This window comes from Aestuariivirga sp. (genome assembly GCF_965227715.1).
Classification (GTDB): Bacteria; Pseudomonadota; Alphaproteobacteria; order Rhizobiales; family Aestuariivirgaceae; genus Aestuariivirga.
In genome coordinates, this window is the sequence record NZ_OZ245771.1 from 3,830,539 (window position 1) to 3,846,172 (window position 15,634).

19 protein-coding genes are annotated in these 15,634 nt (G+C 61.7%); 12 read left to right on the top strand and 7 right to left on the bottom strand.

The genetic code is table 11. The annotated features are described in order from the left end of the window. Window positions 1-44 precede the first annotated feature (44 nt). The 4 genes from ACO06F_RS18105 to ACO06F_RS18120 all read right to left on the bottom strand — a co-directional run bounded on the left by ACO06F_RS18105 (window position 45) and on the right by ACO06F_RS18120 (window position 2,173). A complete protein-coding gene (locus ACO06F_RS18105; RefSeq protein ID WP_421694127.1) occupies window positions 45-380 on the bottom strand; it encodes a tRNA-binding protein in 336 nt (111 codons plus the stop codon). Between the two features lie 6 nt (window positions 381-386). Next, window positions 387-1,208, bottom strand: coding sequence for a pyrroline-5-carboxylate reductase (gene proC, locus ACO06F_RS18110; RefSeq protein ID WP_421696717.1), 822 nt, complete (start codon window positions 1,206-1,208; stop codon window positions 387-389). Then, window positions 1,205-1,705, bottom strand: coding sequence for a YbjN domain-containing protein (locus tag ACO06F_RS18115; protein ID WP_421694128.1), 501 nt, complete (start codon window positions 1,703-1,705; stop codon window positions 1,205-1,207). The genes proC and ACO06F_RS18115 overlap by 4 nt, the downstream gene beginning before the upstream one ends. A gap of 189 nt (window positions 1,706-1,894) precedes the next feature. Then, window positions 1,895-2,173 (bottom strand): accessory factor UbiK family protein, encoded by a 279-nt coding sequence (locus ACO06F_RS18120; RefSeq protein ID WP_421694129.1) that lies wholly within the window; start codon window positions 2,171-2,173, stop codon window positions 1,895-1,897. 121 nt (window positions 2,174-2,294) lie between these two features. Between ACO06F_RS18120 and lgt the strand changes: the two genes are divergently transcribed. The 11 genes from lgt (at window position 2,295) to ACO06F_RS18175 (ending at window position 12,004) form a co-directional block, all read left to right on the top strand. After that, window positions 2,295-3,131: a prolipoprotein diacylglyceryl transferase gene (lgt, locus tag ACO06F_RS18125; RefSeq protein WP_421694130.1), complete on the top strand. Its 837-nt coding sequence runs from the start codon at window positions 2,295-2,297 to the stop codon at window positions 3,129-3,131. Then, the gene (locus ACO06F_RS18130; RefSeq protein WP_421694131.1) at window positions 3,118-4,170 is read left to right on the top strand and encodes a class I SAM-dependent methyltransferase; all 1,053 of its coding nucleotides are present in this window, start codon (window positions 3,118-3,120) and stop codon (window positions 4,168-4,170) included. Before lgt ends, ACO06F_RS18130 begins: the two co-directional genes overlap by 14 nt. Continuing rightward, window positions 4,167-4,931 carry a peptidoglycan editing factor PgeF gene (gene pgeF / locus ACO06F_RS18135; protein WP_421694132.1) on the top strand — a complete coding sequence of 255 codons (765 nt, stop codon included), beginning with the start codon at window positions 4,167-4,169 and terminating at the stop codon, window positions 4,929-4,931. The genes ACO06F_RS18130 and pgeF overlap by 4 nt, the downstream gene beginning before the upstream one ends. 10 nt (window positions 4,932-4,941) lie before the next feature. Further along, the gene (locus ACO06F_RS18140) at window positions 4,942-6,093 is read left to right on the top strand and encodes a M24 family metallopeptidase (protein ID WP_421694133.1); all 1,152 of its coding nucleotides are present in this window, start codon (window positions 4,942-4,944) and stop codon (window positions 6,091-6,093) included. Window positions 6,094-6,096: 3 nt separating this feature from the next. Next, a complete protein-coding gene (locus ACO06F_RS18145) occupies window positions 6,097-7,344 on the top strand; it encodes a hypothetical protein (protein ID WP_421694134.1) in 1,248 nt (415 codons plus the stop codon). 124 nt (window positions 7,345-7,468) lie between these two features. Then, window positions 7,469-8,401: a ribose-phosphate pyrophosphokinase gene (locus tag ACO06F_RS18150; RefSeq protein ID WP_421696718.1), complete on the top strand. Its 933-nt coding sequence runs from the start codon at window positions 7,469-7,471 to the stop codon at window positions 8,399-8,401. Window positions 8,402-8,545: 144 nt separating this feature from the next. After that, entirely contained in the window at window positions 8,546-9,292 is a 747-nt protein-coding gene (locus tag ACO06F_RS18155) for a 50S ribosomal protein L25/general stress protein Ctc (RefSeq protein WP_421694135.1), read from the top strand. Window positions 9,293-9,313: 21 nt separating this feature from the next. Beyond that, on the top strand, window positions 9,314-9,916 hold the full coding sequence (gene pth / locus ACO06F_RS18160; RefSeq protein ID WP_421694136.1) for an aminoacyl-tRNA hydrolase: 603 nt from the start codon (window positions 9,314-9,316) through the stop codon (window positions 9,914-9,916). Next, complete coding sequence (gene ychF, locus ACO06F_RS18165) at window positions 9,916-11,013, top strand: redox-regulated ATPase YchF (RefSeq protein WP_421694137.1); 1,098 nt, start codon at window positions 9,916-9,918, stop codon at window positions 11,011-11,013. Before pth ends, ychF begins: the two co-directional genes overlap by 1 nt. Before the next feature lie 56 nt (window positions 11,014-11,069). Then, window positions 11,070-11,525 (top strand): MaoC/PaaZ C-terminal domain-containing protein, encoded by a 456-nt coding sequence (locus ACO06F_RS18170; RefSeq protein ID WP_421694138.1) that lies wholly within the window; start codon window positions 11,070-11,072, stop codon window positions 11,523-11,525. Next, window positions 11,522-12,004: a MaoC family dehydratase gene (locus ACO06F_RS18175; protein ID WP_421694139.1), complete on the top strand. Its 483-nt coding sequence runs from the start codon at window positions 11,522-11,524 to the stop codon at window positions 12,002-12,004. The genes ACO06F_RS18170 and ACO06F_RS18175 overlap by 4 nt, the downstream gene beginning before the upstream one ends. A 2-nt stretch (window positions 12,005-12,006) precedes the next feature. Here ACO06F_RS18175 and ACO06F_RS18180 read toward each other — a convergent pair whose 3' ends face one another. Together ACO06F_RS18180 and hemF are read right to left on the bottom strand one after the other, a co-directional pair. Next, window positions 12,007-12,552, bottom strand: a complete 546-nt coding sequence (locus ACO06F_RS18180; RefSeq protein WP_421694140.1) for an adenine phosphoribosyltransferase — start codon at window positions 12,550-12,552, stop codon at window positions 12,007-12,009. 14 nt (window positions 12,553-12,566) lie between these two features. Then, entirely contained in the window at window positions 12,567-13,403 is an 837-nt protein-coding gene (gene hemF / locus ACO06F_RS18185; RefSeq protein ID WP_421694141.1) for an oxygen-dependent coproporphyrinogen oxidase, read from the bottom strand. Between the two features lie 221 nt (window positions 13,404-13,624). Between hemF and ACO06F_RS18190 the strand changes: the two genes are divergently transcribed. After that, window positions 13,625-14,962 carry a hypothetical protein gene (locus ACO06F_RS18190; protein ID WP_421694142.1) on the top strand — a complete coding sequence of 446 codons (1,338 nt, stop codon included), beginning with the start codon at window positions 13,625-13,627 and terminating at the stop codon, window positions 14,960-14,962. Window positions 14,963-15,028: 66 nt separating this feature from the next. On the opposite strand, the gene ACO06F_RS18195 is transcribed toward ACO06F_RS18190, so the two are convergent. Beyond that, window positions 15,029-15,475, bottom strand: coding sequence for a tRNA (cytidine(34)-2'-O)-methyltransferase (locus tag ACO06F_RS18195; RefSeq protein WP_421694143.1), 447 nt, complete (start codon window positions 15,473-15,475; stop codon window positions 15,029-15,031). Window positions 15,476-15,634 lie beyond the last annotated feature (159 nt).

The window sequence follows — 15,634 nt, forward strand, 5'->3', positions numbered from 1 at the left end:
GCGCTGTCAAGGATTAAATTCCCGGCGTGGAAACACCGTCGCGGCTAGAACAGGCGGCCGCCATTGGGAACGGCACGTTCCACGGCCACAAGCACCACGTCGCCATCGCCATCGGGGAAGCCGAGGGTCAGCACTTCGGACATGAAGGGGCCGATCTGGCGCGGCGGGAAATTGACGACGGCCGCCACCTGGCGCCCCAGCAGCGTTTCAGGCGTGTAGTATTTCGTGACTTGCGCTGAGGACTTCTTGACGCCGATCTCCGGGCCGAAATCGATCCGCAGCTTGAAAGCGGGTTTCCGCGCTTCCGGAAAGGGGTCAACCGCGATGATGGTGCCCACCCGCACGTCGACCTTCAGAAAATCATCAAAGGAAATCGCCATGTTGCCTCAGCTCGCCAGTTCGCGGGACCGTCTGGTGGCTGCGGCAATCGCCTTGTCGAAGAGAGGCTGCATGCCGTCTTCCGCCATCAGCACCTGCAGCGCCTCATAGGTCGTGCCCTTGGGCGATGTCACATTCTGGCGGAGCGTTGCCGCTTCGATGCCGGACTGGCGCATCAGTTCGCCCGCACCCGCTACCGTGGCGCGGGCCAGCTGCATGGCGAGCTCCTTCGAGAGCCCTTGCTTCTCACCCGCCGCCGCCAGGCATTCGGTCAAGTAGAACACATAGGCCGGGCCAGAACCTGAAACGGCGGTAACGGCATCGATCATTGCTTCGGTCTCAACTGTCACGACTTCGCCCACGGCTTCAAGGAGCGTGCGGGCAAGCGCCAGCTGTGCGGGCGAGACATTGCCATTGGCGGCCATGGCGGTAATGCCGCGGCCGACCGCTGCCGGTGTGTTGGGAATGGTGCGGATCACCGCCGCATCGGATCCGAAATGGCGCTCGAAGGAGGCGATGGTCTTGCCCGCCGCCACGGAAAGGATCAGAGGCCTGGCGGATTTGAGGCCCGCGACGCCGGGCAGAACATCTTCCATCAGCTGCGGCTTCACCGCGACGACAACGACCTCCGCATCGGTAATGCCGGCAACATCCGGGTTCAGCCGCACGCCGTGGCGCTCCAGCATGGCCTTCACCTCGGCAGGAGGTGCGGGGTCCAGCGCCACGATGCGCGCGGGGTCGGCGCCGCCCTTGAGCCAACCTTCCAGCATGGCACCGCCCATTTTGCCGGCTCCCACCAGCACCAGCGTTCCGGCAAGCTTCACCATCAGGCCTCACCCCAGGTATCAATCATTGCAGCCTCGAGCGCTTCATGCGCGCTCTGGCCGGCCCAGACGACAAACTGGACCGCCGGAAAATAACGCTCGCAGGTCTCGACGGCAAAGCGGATCAGTGCCTCGCACTGCGGGTCGTTGGCCTCGGCATTGCCGGAAAGCAGCAGGCTGTTGCGGAACAGCAGGCTCCCGTCCGAGTGCCAGAGATCGAAGTGGCCGATCAGAAGCTGCTCATTGATGCGCGCCAGAAGCTTCGCCACCTCATCCCTGCGGCCGGGCGGTACCTTCATCTCGAGGCTCACGGCCACATGCAGGATCTCGAACTCGTCACGCCAATTGAGCGAGACAGTCATGTCGCTCCAGCCGCCGGAGATCTCCATCATCACTTCACGGGCATCGGTGCGCGAGAAGGCCCATTGATAGGCCTCCGCAATGCGCTCCACACGATCGAGCGGATTGCTGTACTCTTCGCTTTCCAGGGCCTCGAGGGCCATCAATCACTCCTCCGAAGGCTGACGAATCACCCGCCGAGCCGCAGGAGGGAAAGTGCCCAAGGTGTTGAGTCGCTTCAAGAGTCAGCGAAGGAAACTTGACGATTCCTCCACAGGTGAAATGCTTTTTTTCCGCTACGGTTGCAGAAACCATACACGCGGCATCGTGTGACTTAGAGTCAATGAACCGCTTCAGTCAGCACGCGAGTCGGATGCGCCTTCGGAGCCGGATTTTGCTTCGAGTGCGGCGAGCCTCGCTGCAAGCGATTCATTTTCCGCGCGCGCCTTCTGGGCCATGGCCTTCACCGCTTCGAATTCCTCGCGCTTCACGAGGTCCATGTTGTTGAGGAGCCGTTCCATCTGGGACTGGACGAGCGTGTCGATCTCGCGCCTCACCCCTTGCGCGGCACCTGCGGCGTTGGTCATCAGCTTGGCCAGTTCGTCGAAAAATCGGGTCTGGGTCGTGGTCATGGCATGAGCCCTCTCTATTACGCTCTAGCTATGGGTTTTGGCTCCTGACTTCAAGATGCGATGCGCTCAAGGGCATCGTCCGTCTTGACGGGGCGCCCCGGCGCGACCACTGTCCGCCGCCATGATTTCCGAGGCCCTCACGCCCGCCCTGCTGGCCTATCCCACAATCGATCCGGTGATCTTCCGGATCGGCCCCTTCGCCGTGCGCTGGTATGCGATTGCCTATATCGTGGGCCTCGTCTTCGCCACCTGGTACATGAAGCGGCTGGTCTCCACGCCGCGGCTGTGGGGCGCCTCCAAACCCTCGATGACGGTGCCCCAGGTCGATGATTTTTTCCTGTGGTCGGTGCTGGGCGTGGTGGTGGGCGGCCGGCTCGGCTACGTGATGTTCTACAAGCCGCTGTTCTATCTCCAGCACCCTCTGGAAATCGTCAGGATGTGGGATGGCGGCATGTCGTTTCATGGCGGCTTTCTAGGGGTCGTCGTGGCCTGCATTCTATATGGCCGGTCGATCGGCACCAGCCTGGACCGGATGCTGGATCTGGGCGCGGCCTCGGTGCCCGTCGGGCTGGGTCTGGGGCGGCTTGCAAATTTCATCAATGGCGAATTATGGGGCAGGCCCTCCGATGTGGCCTGGGCCATGGTGTTCCCGCATGATGAGCTGCAGCTTGCCCGCCATCCGAGCCAGCTCTACGAGGCCATTCTCGAAGGGCTCGTGCTGTTCGTTGCGGTGCGGATCGGCACGCACCGCTATGGCGCACTCCAGTATCCCGGCCGGGCATCGGGCATCTTCGCGCTCACCTATGGTCTGTCACGAATCTTTTCTGAGTTCTTCCGCGAGCCGGACTCTTTCCTTGGCTATTTCGCAGGCTTCATCACCATGGGAATGATCCTCTCGCTGCCGCTCTGTGCGATCGGGATCTGGCTTCTCGTGAGGTCACGCCGTGACGCCCCTTGAACGTTTGCTGAGGGAGATGATCGCCGAGGAGGGGCCGATGCGGATCGACCGCTACATGGCGCTCTGCCTGGGCCATCCACAGCACGGCTACTACATCACGCGCGATCCTCTGGGTGAGAAGGGGGATTTCGTGACGGCGCCCGAAGTGTCTCAGGTTTTCGGCGAGCTGATCGGCATCTGGACCGTGGCGCAATGGGGCGCGATGGAGCAGCCGGAGCGCATTCACCTGGTCGAACTGGGCCCCGGCCGCGGCACGCTCATGGCAGATGTGCTGCGGACGCTTGCCAGGGCCGCCCCCGCCCTCGCGGCGGCTGTGCAGGTTCACCTGGTGGAGACGAGCCCGGTGCTGCGCCAGAAGCAGAGCCAAGCGCTGGGAGAGGGGGTCACCTGGCACGCACGTCTCGAAGACGTGCCGGAGGGTCCGATGATCCTGCTGGCGAACGAATTTTTCGATGCCATTCCGATCCGCCAAAATGAGCGGCGGGACGGACAGTGGCGGGAGCGGGTGGTCGGGCTCTCGGAGGGCGGCCTCGCGATCGGGATTGGCGGCATCGTGCCGGGACCGATGGGAGAAGAAGGCAGCATCCTCGAGGTCGCGCCCTTCCGCGAGCAGATTGCGCGGCACATTGGCGAGAGGCTGGCAGGACATGCCGGATCCGCCCTCATCATTGACTATGGCCACCTCAAGACCGCCCCGGGCGACACTTTGCAGGCCATGCGCGGTCACCAGTTTGTCCCGGTGACGGAAGCGCCAGGAGAAGCGGATCTCACCTCGCATGTGGATTTCGAGGCGCTGGCCAAGGCCTTCGGGGCAGGTGGCGCGCGCGCTCACCCGGCCATGAGCCAGCGCCAGTTTCTTCTCGCCATGGGGCTTGAGCCGCGCATGGCGCAGCTTGCGGCAAAGGCAGACGCTGAAACGGGCGCCGTTCTCAACCGTCAGAAGGCACGTCTTGCGGATGAGGCGCAAATGGGTAACCTGTTCAAGGTGCTCGCTGTCACCTCCGCCGGCCTGAGCACGCCCTATCCATTCGGACCATGATGATCGAAGCAGACGCCCTGAAGCTTGACGGCATCTCCCATGGCTTCTTCACGCGCCAGGGCGGGCATTCTGGCGGGATTTTCTCTTCCCTCAATTGCGGGATGGGATCTGGCGATGAGCGCCAGTCGGTGCACCGCAATCGTGCAGACGTTGCGGAGCGGCTGGGCGTGCCTGTGCCAAATCTGCTCTCCGCCTGGCAGGTGCACAGTGCCGAGGCCGCCTTGGTGGCTGGCCCCTGGGAGGGGGAGGAGCGGCCAAGGGTCGATGGCCTCGTCACCACCACACCTGGTGTGGCCTTGGGCGTGCTGACTGCAGATTGCGGGCCGGTTCTGTTTGCGGACCCGGAGGCGCGCGTCATCGGTGCCGCGCATGCGGGCTGGAAGGGGGCGCTCACCGGCGTCACCACCCGCACCCTGTCCCTGATGGAAGAGCAGGGTGCCAGGCGGGCCCGCATCACTGCGGTGCTCGGACCCATGATTTCGCGCGCCGCCTATGAGGTGGGCCCTGAATTTCCCGCGCGCTTTCTCGAGGCGGACGCAGCCAATGCGCGTTATTTTACCGCCTCCGCCCGGCCCGGGCACTTCATGTTCGATCTGCCGGCCTATCTGACGGACCGGCTGCGGAATGAGGGTGTCGGGAACGTCGTCAATCTGTCACTCTGCACCTTCAGTGACGAGCAGCGTTTCTTCAGCTACCGCCGCGCGACGCACCGTCACGAAAAGGATTATGGCCGCCTCATCTCGGCCATTGCGCTTACCTAGGGAGTTGGGGATGGCCCTGCATTTCACCCGTGCCGAATATGACCGGCGGATCGAGGCGGCCACTGCCGCCATGGCAGCGCAAGGGCTGGACGGCCTCCTCATGTTCCAGCAGGAGAGCATGTATTATCTCACGGGATATGACACGTTCGGTTTCTGCTTCTTCCAGTGCCTCTACCTCGGCGTCGACGGCAAGCTGGCGCTGCTCACGCGGTCTGCCGATCTCCGCCAGGCGCAGCACACGTCGATCATCGACGACATTCGCATCTGGACAGATGCCGCAGGTGCCAAGCCCGCCACGCAGCTGCGGGACATGCTGGAAAGCCTGGGCTGCAAGGGCAAGCGGCTGGGGATCGAGAACCAGTCCTACGGCCTCACCCATCTGAACGGCAAACAGGTCGATGCCGCGCTCGAAGGCTTTGTGAAGCTCACCGATGCCAGTGACCTTGTGAACATGATCCGCGTTGTGAAGTCACCTGCGGAGCTCAAATACGTGCGGAAAGCAGGCGAACTTGGCGATGCAGCGCTCAAAGCCGCCGTGCGCAAGACCAAGGCCGGAGCGGATGAGGGAGACATTCTGGCCGCCCAGCAAGCTGCCATCTTCTCTGGCGGCGGAGATTATCCCGCAAACGAATTCATCATCGGATCAGGACGTGACGCGCTGCTCTGCCGCTACAAGTCGGGGCGGCGCAAGTTGACCAAGCGTGACCAGCTCACACTCGAATGGGCAGGCGTCTACCGCCACTACCATGCCGCCTTCATGCGCACCCTGGTGATCGGCACTCCAACCAAGCAGCACCACGCCATGGATGCGGCCTGCCAGGAGGCGCTGGCGGCGGTTGAGGCGCAACTGGTTCCGGGCCGGACCGCAGGGCAGGTTTTCGCCGCGCATGCAGAGGTCATGGATGCGCATGGCATGAAGGAACACAGGCTCAATGCCTGCGGTTATTCCCTGGGTGCCAAGTTCACGCCAAGCTGGATGGACAGCCCGATGTTCTACAAGGATAATCCCGTGGAGATCAAACCCGGCATGGTGTTCTTCGCCCACATGATCCTGATGAATTCCAAGGCGGGTGCTGCCTATTGCCTGGGCCGCACATACATCATAGGGGAAAAGCGTCCGGAGCCGGTATCGAAGGCCCCGCTTGGCATGATAATCCGGTAGCGCATGGGTCAGTCGCGTAACATCGGCATGGGGGAGTGGTATCGGCGCTGGTCCGTCTCAGTGCTGGTGGCGGTGCTGGCCGTGGTGCTGGCGGCGTGTTCCGCAGGTTCGATCCTGAGCGATTCAAGCCCTTCTGCCAGCAGCGGCAATCCAAAGGGCCGCACGGTGCCGCCAGTGGCTTATCAGCAGATCACGGGAATTCCGCCGGACAAGCTCTCCGATTTCAAGCAATCGCTTGCGAGTGCCGGCGGCCAGCATGACATCGGCTTTGTTGAAGGCACGTTCCAGTCCGGCGTGTTCAGCCTGGGCGGCAGCATCCGCGCCCTGCCGGGGAGTGCGGGGGTGCGGGTCGTTTATGAATGGCAGTTCCGGGATGCCGAAGGAGTGCTGATCGACACGATTTCGGGTGAGGACAATGCCGGCGTCTATTCAGGGCCAGACCCGTGGGGGGCCGTCACCTCCGCAGTGCTGGACCGCATTGCCAGGCGGACGGCCGATGTGATGGCACAGCGGCTCTCAACCATGGGCTATGCGACGCGGCTTTCGGGCCTCACAGCACCTCCGCCCGAGTTCTTCGCCAAGGCCGGAACGCGCGCCGCCCAGGAGATTGACTTTGAAACCGTGCACGGTCCCGGGCTGGCCGCCCTGGGCACCATGGCGCTGGCGGACGCGGACAAGGTGGTGGAGCATGAGGACATCAAGCCCTGGGTTGCCTCAACAACGCCTCTGCCCAATGAAGAGGTGATGCCGCGCGTTGCCGTTTCCGAGGCGGGGCTGATGCCAACGCCCCCGCCCGATGCAATGGCCGAGGGCACACTCGCCGCGGCCGATCCGGCACCTGCCGAAACCAAGAAATCCACGGCGGTTCCCGCCAAGGCCACGCCCGGCCAGGAGCCGATCCGCGCCGTTGCCGTGGTGCCGGTCAAAGGCTCACCGGGCGGTGGGGATGCGGAATTGACGGCGGCGATGCGCAAGGTCCTTTCCAGCGCGGGCTGGCCGGTGGTGAGCAAGCCGCAGGCAGATGCGATCACCATCGAGGGCCATGTGAAGCTCACCGCCAAAGACGCCAAAACCCAGTCGGTTTCGCTCCGCTGGCTGGTGAAAGCCCCGAGCGGCAAGGTTCTGGGTGACGTCAAACAGGCCAATGACGTGCCCACCGGCGCCTTGAACGGGGGCTGGGGCGGGGCTGCCAACGCTGTCGCGGAGGCGGCCGCCACCGGCATCTTCGATGTGGTAAAGCGTTACCGCTAAATCCGCCGCAAGCTCAGACCTGTCATTGGTGAATGCTGCCGTTGCAGGCGCGAAATGCTCTTTGCATTGCGTCATGCGGTTGTTATAGAGCCGCCATCAGGGCGATCAGGGAATCTCGGGCATGATGAAGATCGTGGCAGGCAACAGCAACCGGCCACTGGCGGAAGCCATTTGCTCCTACCTCAACATTCCCATGACGAAGGCCGTGGTCAAGCGCTTCAATGACATGGAGATTTTCGTCGAGATCCAGGAGAATGTCCGCGGGCAGGACATGTTCGTGGTGCAGTCGACGTCATTTCCCGCCAACGATCATCTGATGGAACTTCTGATCATCATCGACGCGCTGAAGCGTGCCTCTGCCGCGCGCGTGACGGCGGTGATCCCCTATTTCGGTTACGCCCGGCAGGACCGCAAATCAGGGTCCCGGACCCCCATCTCCGCAAAGCTTGTTGCCAATCTAATTACACGGGCGGGTGCTGACCGCGTGCTGACGATGGATCTTCACGCCGGCCAGATTCAGGGCTTCTTTGATATCCCGACAGACAACCTCTTTGCCGGCCCCGTGATGGTGCGGGACATCATGAACCATATGGATGTGGCGAAAACCGTTGTCGTCTCGCCTGACGTGGGTGGCGTGGTGCGCGCCCGGGCGCTGGCCAAGCGCCTGGACTCGCCCTTGGCCATCGTCGACAAGCGGCGCGAGCGGGCGGGCGAATCCGAGGTGATGAACATCATCGGCGACGTCCAGGGCAAATCCTGCATCCTGATCGACGATATCGTCGATTCCGGCGGCACGCTGGTGAATGCCGCAGAGGCACTGCTGGCCCAGGGGGCAAAGGACGTGACGGCCTATATTACCCATGGCGTTTTGTCCGGCGGGGCCGTGTCCCGCATCACCAATTCGAAGCTCAAGGAGCTGGTGATCACGGATTCGATCCAGCCCACGGAGGCAGTGAAGATCGCCCATAACATCCGGTCCATCCCCATCGCCTCCCTCCTGGGCGAAGCCATCGGCCGAACCAACCGGGAAGAGAGCGTCTCGAGCCTGTTCGAGTAGGGTCTCCAAGGGGCCGTCATCCCCGCAGGCGGAGATCGGCCTGGGTTGCGCTCGGCTTGACCTTCCGCTATAGGCCCGGCCATCCGTCTGGCTCGTTCACCCCTGGAGGAAGTCCGGGCGGATCATTCATATCAGGAGTATACCATGTCCAAGATCGTGCAGCTCAAGGCCGCGTCGCGCGCCCGGGCAGGCAAGGGGGCCTCTCGCGCAGTCCGCCGTACGGGCCTCATCCCCGGTGTCGTCTATGGCGACAAGCAGGACCCCCAGCTCATTTCGCTCACCTACGGCGACGTTCTCCCCCATATCGAGACCGGCCGTTTTCTCTCGACGCTGATCGACCTTGAGGTTGACGGCAAGGCCGTCCGCGCCATTCCGCGTGACGTGCAGTTCGAGCCGGTGCGCGATTTCATCGTCCACATCGACTTCCTGCGCCTGGGCAAGGACGCCCGCATCAAGGTGAACGTGCCCGTGCATTTCAAGGGCCAGGAACTGTCCCCCGGCATCAAGCAGGGTGGCGCTCTCAACATCGTGTCGCACACGGTGGCGCTTTCGTGCTCGGCGAACCTCATTCCGGACGAGATTTCGGTCGATGTCTCCCCCATGCAGATCGGCCAGTCGGTCCATCTTTCCAACATCACGCTGCCTGAAGGCGTGTCGTCCGCCGCGAGCGATGACGTGACGCTTTGCGCCATCAGCGCACAGGCGAAGGAAGAGGAAGCACCGGCGGACGCCACTGCGGCGGACGTTCCGGCCACCAACCAGAAGGCTCCGGCAGCTGCGGCTGCTCCCGCCAAGGGCGCTGCTCCTGCCAAGGGTGCGGCTCCGGCAAAGGGTGCAGCACCTGCCAAGGGTGCGGCTCCTGCTGCTGCAGCACCTGCCAAGAAGAAGTAATCTCGTCTCCAAGAGGGCCAGATGCACCTCATCGTGGGGCTCGGCAACCCGGGCTCCAAATACCAGGGCAACCGGCACAATATCGGCTTCATGGCGGTGGACGCGATTGTCCACCGCCATGGCTTTTCGCCGTGGCGGAAGCGCTTCCAGGGCGAAACCTCCGACGGTCTGCTGGGTGGCGAGAAAGTGCTGGTCCTCAAGCCGCTGACCTACATGAACGAGAGCGGCCGCGCCGTGGGAGATGCCATGCGCTTCTACGGCATCGACCCTTCGCAGGTCATCGTGTTCTATGACGAGCTGGACCTTGAGCCGGGCAAGCTGCGGGTGAAGCTGGGCGGTGGGGCTGCGGGGCATAATGGCATCCGCTCCATGATCGCCCATTGCGGGCCGCATTTCGTGCGCGTGCGGATGGGCATCGGCCACCCCGGCCACAAGGCGCTGGTGCATGGCTATGTGCTGAGCGATTTCGCAAAGTCGGACCAGGCCTGGCTCGAACCGCTCATCGAAGCGGCCGCAGATCAAACACCGCTCCTCATCAAGGGTGAGGAGGGGTCATTCCAGAACAAGGTGCATCTGGCGCTCAATCCGGCGCCGGAGAAACCGCCAAGGAAGGCAGAAGACTGATGGGTTTCAAGTGTGGCATCGTGGGCCTTCCGAATGTCGGCAAGTCCACCCTCTTCAACGCGCTGACGCAGACGGCGGCAGCCCAGGCTGCCAACTATCCTTTCTGCACCATCGAACCCAATGTGGGTGACGTGGCCGTGCCGGACCCGCGGCTCGATGTGCTGGCGAAGATTGCCGGAAGCGGCCAGATCATTCCCACGCGCCTTACCTTCGTTGACATTGCGGGCCTCGTGCGCGGGGCATCGAAGGGGGAGGGTCTCGGCAACCAGTTCCTCGCCAACATCCGCGAGGTTGATGCGATTGCCCATGTGGTGCGCTGCTTCGAGGATGGCGACATCACCCATGTCGAAGGCAAGATTGACCCGGTCGCGGACATCGACACGATCGAGACGGAGCTGATGCTGGCCGACCTGGATTCGCTCGAAAAGCGCATCGTCAATATCGAGAAGAAGGCGAAGCAGGGCGACAAGGAATCGAAAGAGCTGGCCGATCTGATGAACCGCGCCCTGGTGCTGCTGCGCGAGGGCAAGCACGCGCGCCTGGTGGAGCGCACAGCCGAGGAGGAGAAGACCTTCCGCGGGCTCGGACTGTTGTCATCGAAGCCCGTGCTTTATGTGTGCAACGTTGAGGAAGCCTCGGCCGACAAGGGCAATGAATTCTCAGCCCGGGTGTTCAAGCGCGCGGCGGAAGAAAATGCCGTGGCCGTGGTCGTTTCTGCCCAGATCGAATCCGAAATTGCGGTGATGGCGCCGCAGGACCAGAAGGATTTTCTCGAGTCAGCGGGGCTTGAGGAGCCGGGCCTCAACCGGGTGATCCGCGCGGGCTATGATCTGCTGCATCTGGTCACCTATTTCACTGTTGGCCCCAAGGAAGCGCGCGCCTGGACCATCACCAAGGGCACCAAGGGCCCGGCGGCGGCGGGCGTCATCCACACGGATTTCGAGAAGGGCTACATCCGCGCCGAGACGATTGCCTATGAGGATTACGTGTCCGGCAATGGCGAAGCGGGCGCACGCGATGCGGGCAAGTTCCGGCTGGAAGGCAAGGAGTATGTCGTCAAGGATGGCGACGTCATGCATTTCAGGTTCAATACATAAACGTCAAGCTCCGCCGCCTGAGCGAAGGCTGGCATGACGGAATGGAGGGACGGGGCGTGGTCACAGAGAAGCTGCACTACGAAGACTTCCCCGAAGGGCTCGTCATCCCTTTCGGCACACATCACCTCACCCGCGAGGAGGTGATCGCCTTTGCCATGGAATGGGACCCGCAGGACTTCCACGTGGACGAAGAGGCGGCGCAAAACTCCGTGCTCGGAGGATTGGCGGCATCGGGCTGGCAGACCAGCGCGCTTCTTGTGAAGCTTGCCGTCGAAGGCTATGCCAACGCATCCGCCGCCATGGCCTCGAATAGCATGGAAGAGGTGAAATGGCTGAAGCCCGTCTATGCAGGCGAAACGTTGACGGGGCGCGGCACGGTTGTCTCCCGCCGGGTTTCCGCCAAGCGGCCGGAGATGGGCATCCTCAAGATGAAGTTCGAACTCTTCAACATGGCTGGCGAACTCAAGACGGAGATTACCGGCATCCAGTTCATGAAGGTGCGCAATCCATGATCGGGCTTTACCTGGAAGAGATTGAGGTTGGGCAGGTGGTGGAGCTGGGGCAGCATCATTTCACCCGGGAGGCGATCATCGCATTTGCCAGCGCCTATGATCCGCAGCCCTTTCATCTTGATGAAGAGGCAGCGCGAAACGGGCCTTTCGGCATTCTCTCCGCCAGCGGCTGGCACACGGGCGCGGCCTGGATGAAATGCTATGTTGCCACCAATCAGAAGGCGGAAAACCGCATGCGGGCCGAGGGCCGGACGCCGGCCCGGCTCGGACCCTCACCCGGCCTCAACAATCTGCGCTGGCTGAAACCGGTGACGCCGGGTGACACGATTTCTTTCCGCACGACGGTGACAGGAAAGCGCGAGCTTAACTCCAGGCCGGGCTGGGGCCTCGTCTTCGCGCTGAATGAGGGCTTCAATCAGATGGGCGAACGCGTCTTCTCCTTTGACGGCAAGGTGCTGACGCCGAAGCGGCCGTCCTGAGGTTAATGGCCTTCGAAGCTCACCAGCGTATGAACCTTGACACCTTTCGCCTTGAGCTTTGCCGCACCCCCCAGATCCGGCAGGTCGATCACGAAGGCCGCCGCCACCACTTCGCCTCCTGATTTGCGGACAAGATCAATCGCGGCACCGGCCGTGCCGCCAGTTGCGATCAAATCATCAACGATCAGCACCCGGTCGCCCTTCTGAATGGCATCGGCATGGATCTCGATCGTGTCCACGCCATATTCGAGCGCGTAGTCCTGTCCGATGGTGCGTGAGGGGAGCTTTCCCTTCTTGCGGATGGGGATGAAGCCACGCCCCAGATTATGCGCCACGGCTCCGCCGAGGATGAAGCCCCGCGCCTCAATCCCCGCCACATAGTCGATCCCTCCTTTGAGGAAGGGCCAGGCCAACTCGTCCACCGCAGCGCGAAAGCCGTGCAGGTCCGAGAGCAGGGTGGTGATGTCCCGGAACATGATGCCGGGCTTGGGATAATCCGGGATGGTGCGGATATAGCGCTTGATGTCAAAGCCGTTGCGCAGGTCCATTGCTTCTTTCCCCCTCAGGGCCATTTGACCGCGGGCGGCATGGACGACAGGATGGATTCGACATTGCCACCGGTCTTGAGCCCGAAGATCGTGCCGCGGTCATAGAGCAAATTATACTCCACATAGCGACCCCGGCGAATGAGCTGTTCCTCCCGGTCTTCATCCGTATGGGCCAGCGCCATGTTCCGGCGCACAAGCTTCGGGTAAATGTCGAGCAGGGCGAGGCCCACGTCCTTCGTGAAGGCGAAATCCTTCTCCCAGTCCCCCGTATTGAAATGATCATAGAAAATGCCGCCAATGCCGCGGGGTTCATTCCGGTGGGGCAGGAAAAAATACTCATCGCACCAGGCCCTGAAGCGATCGTAATCTGCCACCTCATGGGCATCGCAGGCAGATTTCATGGCGGCGTGGAAGTCGATCGTGTCCACATGGTCCTGCACCCGCCTCCGGTCCAGCATCGGCGTCAGGTCCGCGCCGCCGCCAAACCAGGTCTTGGTCGTCACGATGAAGCGCGTGTTCATGTGGACCGTGGGCACATGAGGGTTCCAGGGGTGAATGATCAGGGAAATGCCCGAGGCCCAGAAGCGTGGGTCTTCATCCGCCCCGGGGATCTGCTTGCGAAACTCCGGGGAGAAGGCGCCATGTACGGTTGAGGTGTGGACCCCCGCTTTCTCGAAAACCTTGCCATGGAGCATGGACATGACGCCCCCGCCACCATCGGGACGCTCCCAAGGCCGCCGCTCGAAATTTGTCCCTGCGTCAATCTCCTCCAGCGCTGCACATATCCGGTCCCGAAGCTGCTCAAACCAGTGGCGGGCGGTGGTCTGACGGGTCTGGAGGAGGTCTGTCATGGCTGTTCCTGATGCTGCGCCGGGATCTTAGCATTGTCCACCCGTGGACAGCTACCGTTGGCCTAAGAACGCCCGCGCCGGGTTCTCCATAAACCAGGGATAGCATTTTGAGTGTGCATGAATAGGGGGATTATGCTACCAAAAGGCGCAAATAGACAATGGTGTTGATCATGCATCCACGGCATTTTTGGACTGATAACCGGGGCGGAGTGGCCATAACCATGGCGCTGTTGCTCGTTGTCCTGCTCTCGCTTGCAGGTGGCGCGATGGACGTCGGGATTGCGTCAATGCGGCAGGACACGTTGCAGCAAAACATTGATGCAGCTGCCAAGGCAGCCCTCACCGAAGGGACAGACGTGGATGCGAAAAAAATGGCAGAAACATTCACGAGCTTATATCCGACCCAGCCCGGTATGACGGCGCCCGTGTTCAATGTGACGACAAGCATCAACAACGGTGCCAGGCAAGTCAACATCACAGCGACGAGCAAGGTTTCCACAAGGTTCCTCAATGTCATTGACATACCCTCCATAACAATTCGCGCATCAACCACGACGGAGAGTACCCCCGTGCCGATGGAAATTGCTCTCGCGATGGATGTTACCCCTTCGATGCAAGGCTCCATGACCGCGCTGCGCACCGCGGCAACCGATCTGGTTGACAAATTGTATACTGCAGCAGCGAGAATTCCGGGCACGAGCGTGAGGTTCGCGGTGGTTCCGTTCTCAGACCAGATCAACCTCGGAACACGGTATAAGGGCAAACCATGGATTTCCTATCCTGCCGACCAGCTCACATGCAAATGCACCAGTATAGCTCCTGACACTTGCACCAGGGACGGGGAAAGCTACACTTGCTATAAGTGTGTTGCACAGGAAACAGTCTGCACAGCAAATTTGACCTGGCTGGGTTGCACGGGTGTCCGTAAGCCAGCCTACCGGACGAAAATCTCAAATGCTGACACCAACAGATATCCGGGCTTCATCTCATACGAAGACCAGACAATTCAAACAGTGTTCACTCAATGCGGACCAGAAATTTCGCCCCTGAATGACAACAAGTCGCAGATAACAACTTCTATTAACGGATTGAACTCTCGCACATCCGGGGACACCTATTTGCCGACAGGTTTCATTTGGGGATGGAACATGTTGACCCACGAAGAACCCGTTACAGATGCCGTCTCACAAGCCGATGCCGTCAGACTGGGCGTGAGGAAATTCCTCATCTTTCTGTCAGACGGTGGCAACGCAACTGTTCCCGATGATAATAACGGCGGCTTTCCTGCGGTGAGCAATCCGACCGACCCAGCGTTCCTGCTTAAGCTCGCGCAAGCGAACACCGATACGCGAACCCTGTGCACCAACATGCATACAACCAATCCGGAAATCGAGGTTTACACTATTCTTTACCGGAGTACCGATCCTGCAACTGTCAAGCTTCTGGAGGATTGCGCGAGCAGTCCGGCGAATGCCCTGCTGGCAGCGAATACAAATCAGCTGGCTGATGCGTTCGTTACGATTGCAAACTCCATTCAGGTGCCGCGTTTGACAAAATAATAATGGGACGAGGCACGACCGGCCCGAGCATAAAAAGCTTGTTGCGGGCCTCAAGGCGCACGCCGCTCACCCCCTCAGCTGCCGCAGTGCCTCGCCCGTGACCATGGCGCAGGCGAGTGCCACGTTGAGGGAGCGCATTCCGGGGTGCATGGGGATGGTGAGGCGGGCTTCCACTTTCTCATGCACGCCGTCCGGCACGCCGGAGCTTTCCCGGCCCATCAGGATCACGTCTCCGGCTTGAAAGGCAAAGTCCCAGTAGGGCTGGGTGGCACGGGTGGTGATGAGCACGCTGCGGCGGCCGGCTGTAGCCTCCCGGAAGGCCGTCCAGGAGGCATCCCGGACCAGGCTGGCCTTTTTCAGGTAATCCATGCCGGCGCGGCGGAACTGGGAATCGCCTGAAACGAAGCCAGCAGGCTCAATGATGCGGCAGGTGAGGCCGAAACAGGCGCACATCCGGAGGATGGTTGCGGCATTGGGGGCAATGTCCGGCTGGTAAAGGGCGATTTCGACCATGATTCCTGTTTCTTAGCCTAAGGTCCGGGCGGGCGGGAATTGCCTGCGAACTGCGACACTTGATGGCTAGACTTCTCACAAGCGCAATGTCAAAAGGTCGCGGGTTTGAGCGCCGGGGAAAGCCGCCACGTATCTATCTCTGCGGGGCGGTGCGGCAAC